Genomic DNA, 13080 nt, shown 5'->3' on the forward strand with positions numbered 1-13080 from the left:
CTGCTCTAAATTAAGTTTTTTGTCAATTATATTTTATTATTCTTCGTGCAATGCCATGGCCGGATGTATGGCAGCGGCCTGCCGGCTGGGGTAGAAGGCGCAGCCAATGGCTAAGAGATAAATAAGCCCTATCGCTATACCTAGCGCGATTAAGTATACCGTCGATTCGACCTCAAACACCTGCAGCAGCGGAAACTGAATGGCAAATGCCACGCCCAGCACCAGGCCAAAAGTAGCCAAAACCAGCACCTCGCCAATAAACTGCCGGTATACCTGGCTGGAGGCGGCACCCACTGCTCTTCGCAAACCAATCTCACTGTTGCGACGACTGATGTTGTACCAGAGCACTCCGAACAGACCAAGCGCCACGTTTAAAATCAGGAAGACGCAGATAATGGTCAGGGCTATCATCGGGACTTTAGCCACCTTGGCTTTATTCTGGCGCATTTTTTCCAGGGTAGTTACTTCCATGGTCCAGCCCTTGCCTATACCTGAAAGCTCTTTCACCATTTTCTCCTCAAACTCCACGCCCATACCCGGTTTTACCTTTATCAGGAGTTCCCCATAAAAGTCTTTTTCATCTCTGGGCAGTTGGATACGGTTAAAAAAACCTGGTTCTTCGGCCGTATACTCACTGCTTGGCCGGTAATGCTCCACCACACCTACCACCTGGTAGTTGGAAGAGTCATTACGATGCAACAATTTACCCAGTGGGTCTTCTCCTTCAAACAGCTGCTGCTGCATTGCCCTGTTTATAACGATAGGGTAGTGGTGGGAGGCATTGTCCTGTTGCCCAAACCAGCGTCCGTGGCTCACCTGCATCCGCATTACTTTATCGAAGTCGTCCTGGACCAGATACTCGTTGGCCATAATCATTTTCTCTCCATAAGAAAGTTGGTTATTCATCTGGCTAAAGGCAAAAGGGGCGTTGCTGTTGGTCAGCGCCATGCTCTCAATTTCCTGAAAGCCTTTGGCGCGCTGCATAATCTGCTCTAAGGTCTGTCGATTAAGCGCAGTTGAGTCAGTGTCAGGACGCATGGACAGCAGCCAGACGTTCTCATGCTCGAAGCCCAGCGGTTTGTTGTAGTTGCGCACATTGTAAACGATCAGACTCAGCACCGCGAACAGCACCAGGAAGCAAAAGAAAATCTCGGTTATGAGCAGGAAGTTGCTTCTCTTCCTGTTCCAGATTAATTTAAACAGATGGCGTATCATTTGGAGCCTCCTTTCAGTGCCTCTACGGCTTTTAAGCGTGACATTTTATAGGCAGGGTACACACCGGAAATCAATCCAAAAATCAAACTCAGTAACAGCCCCCAGGTGAACACCCGCAGGTTCAGTCCCAGATTGGCATACACAATCACACCGCTGTCGTTGATGAGCTTCAGCACAGCAGCCGAGAGCGCAAAACCAAGTATACCGCCCAACAGTGTCAGGAAGACGTTCTCGACTATAAACTGCCCGATGATGGTGGATGAGGTGGCCCCAAAGGCTTTGCGAACCCCGATCTCGGAGGAGCGCTCCATGATACGGCTGATGTTGATGCTGACCAGGTTGATGGCAGGTAACAGCATGAACAGGAATGTCAAACCAGCTAGAATTGTGTAAAGTATCGCCAGACCGGGCTCTCTTCCTCTTCCCAGGAAGGTCCGGGCAAAAGCCTCCAGAATCGTGTCAGGGAAGGAGGAAAGTTTGGAGCCCTTCACTGCATGCTGATCCTCCAGCTTCTGAAGCATAGCAGCATACTCATCCTTTATCTTAGGAACATCATCAGGGCTGTGCGCTTTAATAGTGGCAAAGTATAACCCCCTAAACCCAGGTTTGTTGAAGTCCTGGCTTCTGAGCGTGATGGGCACCCAAACATCAGCGTATGAGTTCACGCGCAGCACGGGCACATCTTTTACAACACCCACTACTTTGTACTTCACCTGGTCTACTTCTATGGTTTTACCGACGGCCTCACCTTCACCAAAATACTGGTTTCGGGTGTTCTCATTGATGACGGCCACACGGCTAGCGCCTGCTACTTCCTGCTGTCCGAAGGGGCCTCCTTCCAGGAACTCAAACTCCAGTATGTCCCAGAACTCCCGGTCGGTGTACTTGATGTCCAGGGCAAGTTTGCGGTTGTTGATGTAGCTGTTCACCTGGAAGAACATGGAGTTAATAGATACTTGTTCAGGCGTCTGCAGGGTGCGCACGTTGCGGTCCAGGAAGTGGTAGCTCGGTGGGCCACTGCTTGAGTAGCCCTCGGAATGCTCTTCGCGCATCATATTGACGAACAAAAGCTTATCCATGTCGCGCTCCGGTATCTGTGGCCCAAACGTGTGATCAAAGAGGGAAGTGGCCACCATCAGTACCATTAGAGTGAAGCTGATGCCGAAGAGGCTGATGAAGGTGAAGAACTTGCGCCGCAAGAGCACCTTCCAAGCTATTTTGAGGTAATTTTTCAGCATGGCTATACCTTTTGATAGTCGAAAGCAGTGGTTTTGGCATCGGACACCTGCTGGCCATCAAAGAAGCGGATGAGTCGCTCGGTCTTCTGGGCCATGTTCTCGTCGTGCGTCACCATCACAATCGTGGTGCCGTCGTGGCGGTTGAGGTTGAGCAGGATGTTCATGATTTCCTCTCCCATCACGGAGTCGAGGTTACCGGTCGGTTCGTCGGCCAGGATGATCTCAGGCTGACCGATCAGTGCACGTGCAATGGCCACACGTTGGCGCTGCCCACCGGAAAGCTGGGTAGGGTAGTGCTTGGTGCGGGCGCTGAGGCCTACTTTTTCCAGGGCAGTGAGCGCCAGGCGGCGGGTTTCGGCAGCAGACACGCCGGTGCGGTATAGCAGCGGAAGCTCCACGTTATCGAGCACGCTCAGGTCGTTGATCAGGTGATAGCTTTGGAACACAAACCCAAGTTTCTGGTTGCGGATGTGCGCCAGTTCTTTGTCTTTATACCTGCTGATAGGTAGGCCGTCAATTTCCACAATGCCATTGGTTGGCTCATCGAGCAGGCCCATAATATTGAGCAACGTGGACTTGCCGCAGCCCGAAGGGCCCATCACCGACACGAATTCCCCCTTCGGGATGTGCAGGTTGACGTTGTGCAGCGCTACCGTCTCAATGGTCTTGGTCTGGTAAACTTTTTCGATGTTCTTTAACGTAATCATAGTTTTATACCTTGGTTTCTAATGTCAATGAAATTGTTGAATTGCTGCATGGTTAAATTGTTGGTGCACGATTCGGGCAGGTCGCTGTACATTTTTAAATTCCCCAACTCTTCCTTCATACCTATATATAATCACTCATTCACTAAATCACTCATTCGCTCATTTCTATCACCTGCTGTTGTTCAAAATCATAAAGCGTCAATAATCGTAGGATATAGTGTGCAGTCCAGAACTCGCTTAGTGAGGCGATGTGGGCGCGGCGGGCCTGGTCTTTTTCTGCGAGCGCGATGTTGAGGTCGGTGATGCTGATGCGGCCAATCAGGAAGGTGTTGCGGGCAATTTCGTAACGCTCTTCTGCAATGGCGTCGGCTTCGGCGGTGGTGGCGATGCGGGCTTTCAGGGTGTTGTACTGGTTCACTTGCGTGAGCACAGCCTGCTCGAAGTTGGCGTCTTCCTGGTCCACGGTATACTGCACCAGCTGTTTGTTCAGCTCTGCTACTTTATAAATAGAGCGCTGCCCCCCCCAGTCCATGATCGGCATGCTGAAACCGATGCGGGCCCGCTGCTGGTTTTCGGGACTTGTATAGATGTCGGTGAAGGAGGCGCCGCGGTTCGTAAGGCCAAAGGTGGCAAACAGACTGGCATTGAAGCCATTGTCGCCGTGGGCTTTGGCCATCAGTGCTTCGGCCTCCAGCAGTCTTCTGCTAAAGTTGATGCTTTCTTTCCGGTTCTTGCGGGCTTCGGCAAGCGCTACCTCGGCGAGTACGGTTGTGGCAGGTATACCTTCGGGCGTTATCAGCTCCAGTTGGTCTGTCTCTTTCATTCCGATGTAGGTTTTAAGGGCAAGCGCTGCGGTCTGCTGATCGAGGGCCGCCTGTGCCATGGCCAGTTCGGCGTTCAATACCGCCAGGCGCAGCTGCAGCAGGTCGTTTTTAGAGAGGCGACCAAGCTTGTACTTCTCCTGCGCGATCTGGTATAGCGTATCGTTGCTCGACTGGTTCTGGCTCGCGATGCGCTGGTTTGTCTGGGCAAGCAGCAGGTCAAAGTATAGTCTGGTCGCGTTCACGGCTATGCTTTCGCGCTCTTCCAGGTATACCTTCTGCGACTCTTGGTAACGGAGCGGCTCTATCTTTTTGGCCCAGGACAACTGGTTATAAGCAAACAGGGGTTGCTCTATACCTATAATCGCCGGGTTGCCGTTGTAGCGGGTCTGATCGCGGTCAAAGTCATCGAAGCGCTGCATCAGCGACGTAACAAACACCCGTCCACCGGTCGGACTTACCACCTGGCTCAGACTCAGCCCCAGCTCAGAGTTGTTGATCGATACCGGTTTGAAATCGGTGGTACCGTCGGGCTGCGTAACGGGCGTAATCGTGCGGCTGAAATCGGGAAGGGTACCGGTGAGGCTGAGCTGCGGCTTGTAATCGGACTTGAAGCTGCGCCACTGCCAGTAGCTGTTCTCGCGGCTGGTCTCTGCTTGCCTTGCTGTTGCTGACTGCTCCTGCGCCAGGGCAATCACTTCCTGCAGACGCAAAGTGCGTGTAGCAGGCTGTGCCATACCTGGCAGACAGGGCAGCAGCATAACAAACAGCAAACAAATTTTGTATAATTCTTTCATGATTTTATTTGCGAATCAGAACTTCTTCCTGATTAAGGACTACTTGACAATAGACATAGGACTTTTCTTTTTCTCATCTTTTGTCCTTTGTCACAAAGTCCTTTGTCCAATTTCCAACTTACTTCACTTTCACTTTGTCGAGGTGCTGGTATTCGGTCAGGTCAGAGATCACCACTTGTTCGCCGGCTTGCACGCCGCTTTCCAGCTCCAAGAAGTCTACATTGCTCACTCCGATCTTCGCATCTCTTCTGATCAGTTCACCGTCGCGCAGCACGTATACCTGGGGTTTGCTGGCCGTTCTGAAGTAAGGGCCGTTCTTCACGCGCAGCGTATTTGGTTTGGCAACAGTGTGCACATACACATCCACGCGCAGACTCGGGCGCAACTGCTGGTGAGCTTTCTCATCAAGGGCGACAAGAAAGGTGACGATGCCGTTTTCGACGGTTGGTTTGATGGAAGCAATACTACCCGTAAGGTTAGTGTCGTTGATACGAACAGTTACGCTGCTTCCAACGCTGATCTGGTTGGCAAAAGCATCAGAAATAGTAGCCTGCACGCGGTAGCTGCTCAGGTCAGCGAGTCTGGCAATGATGTCGCCGGCATTTACGTTGCTACCGATCTCGTTTTTCACCCAGGTAATCACGCCCGGCTGTGTGGCACGCACTTCGGCCTGTTCCATTTTGCGCTGCAGCTCCTCGATCGAGCGGCTCTGCATGGCCAGGGTATAGCGCAGTTCCTGTTCGTCGGCTTTTAAAAGCTGGCGCTCTGTTACGATTTCACGCTCGATCTGCTCGAGTTCCTGCTGCGCGATGCGGAGGTTGAGTTCGGCCTGCTTCACACTCTCCTGCGTTCCGCCACCAATTTTGAGAAGGTATTGTTCATCTTCAAGCTGCGCCTGCAGACTCTTCACCCGCATGCGTTTTATTTCCAGCTGCGATGCCAGGGCATTCAGTTTCTTTTCGAGGTTGAGGTTGAGCTGCACTGTTTTGTGGCGGCTTTGTTCCTGCTCGTCTTTGAGTTTGTCGTAGGCTAGCTGGGTGTAGGCTCTGTCGAGCAGCAGGATCTGGTCGCCGGGCTGCACCTGCTCGCCCGTGTTGTGCACTACCTGCTCGATACGTGCCTGGATGGGGCTGGTGATCACCTGCTCGTGCTCCGGCACCACTGTACCCGAAGCGGTGATGGTAGCCACAACCGGCCCTTCCTCCACTAGTGCAGTTCTGAGTTCTGACCTGGCAATGCTGGGTGTAATCAGGCTTCTGAATCCGAGGATAGCAACTGCAACCAAGGCAGCGGCTATACCTATTTGCCAAATGCGTTTCCGCTTCCGGGCTTGTCTGGTGCTGGCTGATAATTCACGATCCATTGTCTGAAGTTGGGTTTTGCTCGTGAGGGTATAGCCAATTTAGATGCCAATAATGTATATTGTTGATTTGTAGCTAGTTGAGTTGAAAATAGTTGATTTTTAGAGGTTTGTACCTGTTCAATAATGAACAGTTTGTGCGGTTTTGTGAGGGCAGTATGGAGAGGAAATGATTTAAATATAGTATTCTGTTGATTTTTATTAGTTTTAGGTGTGGGTAGATGTGAAGCTACCTTCGATGCAACAGAAAATCCTTCCCAGAAAATATGAAAACAAACTATGTGCTATACCTTGTAGCGATGCTCTTGATGGCTTGCAACGAACAGCCGGTGCAGGAACTTGCTACTGCTTCAACCTCAGAAGCAACACTATCGACTGAAACTACTGCAGAGCTCACGGACGAGCAAATGGAAGCTATGCGGCAAAAGTGTGAGGCCTATTATGCATCTTTGAATGTGCACGATTCGGTGCGAGTAGCATACCTTAACAGGATTCTGGCAGACAACGGAAGCAATCTCACCGCCAACAATCGTCGGTTTCTGACACAGCTTAAGCAGGAGTTTACCAACAGCAATCACAGGCAGCCTAGCCTGACCATTGAACAAGCGCTGTTCCCAGTTTTCAAGATTCCGAACCAGCCATTGGGCATCATTGGGCAGCCAGTGCCGGACATGGACAGACCTAACGAGTTTACAGATGTTTCAGCAGAAGCTGCGTTGCTGCAGAAATGGGTTGGGCCTGACTGGGCAAACAGCGCTGGAACACGCTTGGTGCACTATCCTGAGCTACTTGAATCTGTTTATCCTGCCGGCAAACCCCAGGTATACCTCTACACCACAAATACAGCCCGAACATCCCAAATAAAGGAGCTGGGGTATTACCAAAGCGAATGTTCTGAATACTATCACTATACCTTTGATGAGCAGGTATTGCAAAGTGGGGATGAAGTGCTTTTTGCCAGCCGCCTGCCGCTCGACCTGACCTATGAAAACAATCCGGCTTTTGATACCTGGTTCAAGTCTAATCTGATCCCAGACTGCGCCGATTGCCCCAGCAGTCACGACCAGGCTAAATCCATCGCTAAACTGACAGGTACCGAAAATCTCTATTTTATGTATGCAGATGCCTTTCCGGATAACCAGGGGTTGCATACCCCGCTTCGGGCTCTAATTGCAAAAGACGAGAATGGGAAGTGGCTATACCTGTGGTACAGCGATATCGATAATTTCGGCTGCAGCTGTTTGTAGTTGCGATTTTAACTCAACTATAAATAGTATAGCAGCTTATCGTATGCGTTATACCTTCCGCCATTCATCCCCGTAAAAACAGAAATGAAAGCGACGCTGCTATACCTACTTCTCAGCCTATACCTGAGTCAGGCTGTGGCGCAGAATCTGGTCCGGAACCCCGGACTTGAGCAGTTGAAAGGGGGCGTCATCGGATTTAAAGGGGTAAGTGGCACACCTGATATTGCCTCCGTAGAACATAAGGTACTGCAGTACCCACCTTACTTCAATGCCTATCAATCGGAAACACCTTCCAGGCAGCTTTCCAATATTGAATTCGGGGAAGTTTGTCTTTGCCAGTGGTTTAGTTTTGAGGCAAGTGAGCTGACGCAGGTGGAATTGTCGAAGCCGCTTCGGAAAAAACAGGAGTATGTGGTGTCGCTCTATACCATCCGGGCCTCTGTCATGGAGCCGCCCATCAGTGAGGTGACAGTACATTTTAGAAGCAGACCTCTGGCAGCCATTAAACAGGTATACGGACTCAAAGAGTACCCCCTGACAGCGGCCGTTATACCGTATATCTCCCTCCAAACTGCCACCGGAGCGCCACTGGATTCCCGCATATCCTGGGAAAGAGTAAGTGGCACCTATAAAGCCACAGGCGGTGAGCGCTACCTGCTGATCGGGAATTTTCTGGGAGCCAATACTGCCGCGCTGGGTGTCATGAATCCGGACACCGTTGAAAGTGACGAGGAACCTAAAAGCGGCAAGGCCAAAGGCACTTATTACTGCTACGACAACTTCAGCGTGGTGCCCAAGGCGGCTGCTGACAAGGAAGCGACTGCTGAATCGGATGCCGCGCTACCACTGGCGTCGACAGCTGACGCGCCCATCGCCATCGGCAGTACCCTTACGCTGGGCGATGTAAACTTTGCTACCGCAGAGCATACCATCAAAGCAGTGGCTTTCCCGCTGCTCGATTCACTGGCTGCTTTCATGACGAAGCAGGCGCAGGCGGGCGTCCGGATTGTGGGGCATACTGATGATGTGGGGGACGAAGCAGACAACCTGGCACTCTCTGAGCGGAGGGCAGCCGCTGTAGCAGCGTACCTGCAGGAAAAAGGTATAGCCGCCAACCGCATTTCGGCCAATGGCTTAGGGGAGTCTTCTCCGAAATTAGATAACTTTACCCAGGAAAATAGGGCCCTGAACAGGCGGGTGGAAATCGAGATTTTCCAAGAGTAAATGCACCCGCTTTTTAATCAGGTATAGCTGCGCTTTGTCTAATCGATATTTCCCGTTCAGGCAAAAATTATCCAGCCGATAAACCAGTAATCAGAGCCAGAAACTGCGCATTTCTCCCCATCTTTCCTTAATTTGCCTCTTTCACTAAGCCATACAAACTATGAGTTATAAAGAGAGACTGGCCGCTATGCGCCAGCAAATGAAAGAGCAGGGATTAAGCGCCTACATCATTCCTTCCGCAGACCCGCACATCAGCGAGTACCTGCCCGACCGCTACAAATGCATTTACTTCGCTTCGGGCTTCACGGGCTCGGCAGGTACGCTTGTTATCACCCAGGACTTTGCCGGTCTCTGGACCGATGCCCGCTATTTTGAGCAGGCAAGCGAGCAACTGGCCGGCAGCGGTTTTGAACTGGTGAAACTGCAGGTACAGCACGCACCCGAGTACATTGGCTGGCTGGCCAACCGCCTGAACCAGGGCGAAGTAGTAGGGTACGATGCGAAGCTGATTTCAGTGGGTCTGGCGGAACTGCTGGAGCAGGAACTGGCACCGCTAGGTATAGCAATGGCCTCTGACCACGATTTGCTGGATCCGATCTGGGAAGGCCGTCCGGAGTTGCCAACTGCTGCCGCCTACCTGATAGGAGAGGAGACAAGTGGGCAATCTACTACTTCCAAACTGCAAGACTTGCGCAAGTCCCTCAAAAAGCAACGAGCTGATTATTACCTGATTTCTTCGCTCGACGACATGGCCTGGCTCTTCAACATGCGCGGCGCCGATGTGAAGTGCAACCCTGTCGTTCTCAGCTTTGCGCTGATCAGTCAGGAGAACACGGTGCTGTTCATTGACCAGGCCAAACTAAGCGAAACTGACAAGAAAAAGCTGATGGCCGACAGCGTAGAGCTGCAGCCATACGAAATGGTAGAGCGTCTGCTGGCTGAACTTCCTCCCGGATCTTCTATCCTGATCGACCCGAAACGCAATTGCTACGCCCTATACAAGCAACTGCCATCTGGCACGCGCGTGATCCAGAATACCAACCCGACAACCTTTTTCAAGGCTGTTAAAAATGAAGTGGAAGTAGAAAACACCCGCAAAACCATGGTGAAAGACGGCGTGGCTTTGACCCGCTTCTTCAAGTGGCTGGAAGAGAACCTGGGCAAGGAGAGCATTACCGAAATGTCCGTGGCAGATACTTTGCGTGACTTCCGGGCCGGGCAAGAGGGCTTTATTGGCGAAAGCTTCGATACCATTGCCGGCTACAAAGCGCACGGTGCCCTGCCTCACTACAAAGCCACGCCGGAGAGTGATGTGGAGCTGAAAGCAGACGGTCTGTTCCTGCTCGACTCTGGTGGACAATATACTACCGGTACCACCGACATCACCCGCGTGATTTCGCTAGGCAATCTAACTGAAGAAGAAAAGACTGATTATTCCTTAGTCCTGAAAGGCATGATCGACGGCGCCACTGCCCGCTTCCCGAAAGGCACCCGCGGCTACCAGATCGATGCCATTACCCGCAAACCGCTCTGGGACCACGCCCGCAATTACGGCCACGGCACCGGCCATGGTGTTGGTTTTGCCCTGAACGTACACGAGGGTCCGCATGTGTTCAACCCATCGCCCACACCAGTAGATATTGAACTGGGGATGATCACCTCGGTAGAGCCGGGCATCTACAGACCAAATCAGTACGGTATCCGCATCGAAAACCTGGTGCTAACTATATCGGACGAGTCGAACTCCTTCGGAGAATTCTATACCTTCGAGCACCTCACCCTGGCTCTGATCGACACCGCTCCGGTGAAGAAAGAACTGCTTGATGAACGCCAGATCAAGTGGCTCAACAACTACAACCAACTGGTAGTAGAAAAGCTCGGCCCGCACCTGAACGAGGAGGAGTTGAATTGGCTAAAGGAAAAGGCTAAGGCTGTTTAATTGTTGATTGCTTATTGTTCATTGTTGAGCCGGCTATACCTGTTGAAGGTATAGCCGGTTTTGTTTTTTATTTCTTTAGAACCAGTCTAACGGTTTGTACCTCGTTATCCGTGATCAGTCTCAGATAATGGATTCCTTCCTTCAGTTTTCTGCTTTCTAGTTCCTGCTTTACCAATTGACCCGCTTTGCCTTTGCCTTGTGCGACTTTACTTAGCAATTTGCCATTAGCGTTGTATAACTCGAGGCGGTAAGCCCCAGTTTCAGTAAGCGAAAACTCTACATTTGTTCTGTCCTGGAAAGGGTTTGGATAAGCCCTTAGTGCAATGATTGGGGTGCCAGCTACTACTGAAGCAGGTGTGCAGTTGCTGAGTTTGTCTCCTTTGTGATTGCGCAGGTGAGCTTCTACTGCGGCAGTTGCGATGCAAAGTGGCTTCCCATTGTGACTAACCAGCACTTTGCTATTGCCGCAACGTGCATCCTCCACTGTGATCGTTATGGAAGCGATAGCCGAGCAGGTACCGTTATAGGCTGTCAACGTGAAGGTGTAAGTGCCGGCAGTAGAAGGTGTAAAAATAGGATCAGCTACGGTTGTGCTATTCAGGCCAGTAGCTGGACTCCATTCGTAACGCTTAGCCCCACTTGCCTGCAGGCGTACTCGCTGTGGACCATAGCCCAGGTATATAGTTGCTGGATCACCGCCTGTATATACCTTAGAAGAAGGAATAACAGCAATGACAGGAGTAGGTGGTGTGCAGGCAGATTCGCCGCTTAGTTTTACGATCCAGAAGTCCGAGCCGCCAGGGCCTCTGGATGCTTCTGTTTTATCACCACTTATTCCGGACAAGGAACCCCCGCCTGCCAGAAAACCGCCGTCAGCAGTATGGTCCAGGGCAAACAACTGATCGTAGTCACCTCCACCAAGCGTGCGGTCCCATACCTTGTAACCATTTGCATCAACTTTCAGGAGCCAGTAATCGGAGGAACAGTCTCTGTAACCTTCGAATTCAAAACAAGTGCCCCTGTTAGGCTCAGATTTATCGCCACTGATCTCGGCATAAGAGTAGCCGCCCAGTATGAAACCACCGTCTGCGGTCTGTTTAATGGAAGAGAGTACGTCCAGCTCTGCTGACCCATAGGTGCGGTCCCATTCTTTGTTTCCATCCTGATCTAGCTTAATAATCCAGTAATCGGCCGAGCACCAGGATGAACAATCCCCTTTGTTCGCTTCCGTTTTGTCGCCACTTATACCTGAACTGGAAGTGCCAGCCAGCATGTAGCCACCGTCCATAGTCTGTTGTATAGCAGAGAGCCTGTCTGATTCATTGCCCCCAAATGTACGGTCCCAAATGATACTGCCGGTAGCGTCAATCTTCACCAACCAGTAATCTGTTCCGCCTTTTGACGCTTCTGTCTTTTCGCCACCAGTGCCTGAAATAGACGATCCTCCCAGAATAAAACCACCATCATCGGTCTGCTGTAAGAAGGAGAGTAAATCGTCTTCGTCGCTCCCATAGGCTTTGTCCCATATTTTATTGCCTGAGGCATCGAGTTTCACCACCCAATAATCTGTACCTCCCCTAGGCGCGGCTGTTCTATCACCGCTGATTCCAGAACTTGAATTTCCACCTAGTAAATATCCTCCGTCTGCCGTTTGTTGTAAAGTAGTTAAACCGTCGAAGTCACCTCCTCCAAATGTTTTGTCCCACTGCTTGTTACCGTTAGCATCCAGTTTGATGACCCAGAAGTCACTGGAGCACCACGGGTCACAGGTACCTCTGTTTGCCTCCGACTTGTCACTACTGATCCCAGAGTAAGAGGTTCCCCCCAAGAAGTAACCGCCGTCTGCCGTTTGTTGGATCAATTGCAGTTCATCGAAATTACTACCCCCGAATGTCCGGTCCCATACTTTATTGCCATCCGCATCAATTCTGACTACCCAGAAATCGGTTTCACCACGGGTGTTTTCAGACTTTTCTCCTGAGGTGTTGGCATCGGAGGAGCCCCCCAGAATATAGCCCCCATCGCTGGTCTGCTGCAGAAAAGTAACTGCTTCTTCACCGTTGCTTCCGTAGGTTTTATCCCACTCCAGAGTTTGTGCATGCGATAAATGAGGAGAACAGAACGATAGGAATAAACCTGCCAGGAAGAGCCATGAATAAGATCGGACATTTGGCATTAGACTGAAGATGAAACTTAGTATACCTGTTTTCATATTGTAGGATGTTTGAAAATGAGATCAATCAATAAGGTGACTAAGCCTATACCTATCGCCAGTAGCTGTTTAAAAATCCGCAGCAATACAGTAGTAGACCCAAAAGCACATAGTTCTCCTGCTCCAGCAAGGCTGAATACATACAGTGGATCCATTGTAATGAGTGATTAAGTCTTTGTGCCAACAAAGTTGGTCAAAAGACTAGGTTGTAGCAGGTAAATTGCATACCTAACGCTCTAAGGCTGTTGTGTCAGCCTAGTGAGGGTAGAGCTCTAAAAGAGTTTGGAGCAGCAAATAAATCCATAGAAGGATCTAATATT

The 13080-nt window shown here is 50.8% G+C and carries 9 protein-coding genes; 3 read left to right on the forward strand and 6 right to left on the reverse strand.

All coding sequences use genetic code 11. The features are described 5' to 3' along the window. Window positions 1-36 precede the first annotated feature (36 nt). The 5 genes from L1278_RS14040 to L1278_RS14060 form a co-directional block, all read right to left on the reverse strand. A complete protein-coding gene (locus L1278_RS14040; RefSeq protein ID WP_253405474.1) occupies window positions 37-1215 on the reverse strand; it encodes an ABC transporter permease in 1179 nt (392 codons plus the stop codon). Continuing rightward, window positions 1212-2453: an ABC transporter permease gene (locus L1278_RS14045; RefSeq protein ID WP_253405475.1), complete on the reverse strand. Its 1242-nt coding sequence runs from the start codon at window positions 2451-2453 to the stop codon at window positions 1212-1214. Before L1278_RS14045 ends, L1278_RS14040 begins: the two co-directional genes overlap by 4 nt. A gap of 2 nt (window positions 2454-2455) precedes the next feature. Next, window positions 2456-3160, reverse strand: a complete 705-nt coding sequence (locus L1278_RS14050; RefSeq protein WP_253405477.1) for an ABC transporter ATP-binding protein — start codon at window positions 3158-3160, stop codon at window positions 2456-2458. A 151-nt stretch (window positions 3161-3311) separates the two neighbouring features. Beyond that, window positions 3312-4778 (reverse strand): TolC family protein, encoded by a 1467-nt coding sequence (locus tag L1278_RS14055; RefSeq protein ID WP_253405480.1) that lies wholly within the window; start codon window positions 4776-4778, stop codon window positions 3312-3314. Window positions 4779-4896: 118 nt separating this feature from the next. Continuing rightward, on the reverse strand, window positions 4897-6141 hold the full coding sequence (locus tag L1278_RS14060; RefSeq protein WP_253405487.1) for an efflux RND transporter periplasmic adaptor subunit: 1245 nt from the start codon (window positions 6139-6141) through the stop codon (window positions 4897-4899). 263 nt (window positions 6142-6404) lie between these two features. On the opposite strand from L1278_RS14060, the gene L1278_RS14065 reads away from it, so the two are divergent. The 3 genes from L1278_RS14065 to L1278_RS14075 all read left to right on the forward strand — a co-directional run bounded on the left by L1278_RS14065 (window position 6405) and on the right by L1278_RS14075 (window position 10548). Continuing rightward, window positions 6405-7385, forward strand: coding sequence for a hypothetical protein (locus L1278_RS14065; protein ID WP_253405489.1), 981 nt, complete (start codon window positions 6405-6407; stop codon window positions 7383-7385). Between the two features lie 84 nt (window positions 7386-7469). After that, window positions 7470-8609, forward strand: a complete 1140-nt coding sequence (locus tag L1278_RS14070; RefSeq protein ID WP_253405491.1) for an OmpA family protein — start codon at window positions 7470-7472, stop codon at window positions 8607-8609. A gap of 160 nt (window positions 8610-8769) precedes the next feature. Beyond that, window positions 8770-10548: an aminopeptidase P family protein gene (locus L1278_RS14075; protein WP_253405493.1), complete on the forward strand. Its 1779-nt coding sequence runs from the start codon at window positions 8770-8772 to the stop codon at window positions 10546-10548. A 67-nt stretch (window positions 10549-10615) separates the two neighbouring features. Here L1278_RS14075 and L1278_RS14080 read toward each other — a convergent pair whose 3' ends face one another. Further along, complete coding sequence (locus tag L1278_RS14080) at window positions 10616-12760, reverse strand: T9SS type A sorting domain-containing protein (RefSeq protein ID WP_253405497.1); 2145 nt, start codon at window positions 12758-12760, stop codon at window positions 10616-10618. Window positions 12761-13080: the final 320 nt, after the last annotated feature.

It is taken from the genome of Pontibacter sp. HSC-36F09 (assembly GCF_024171605.1).
Classification (GTDB): domain Bacteria; phylum Bacteroidota; class Bacteroidia; order Cytophagales; family Hymenobacteraceae; genus Pontibacter.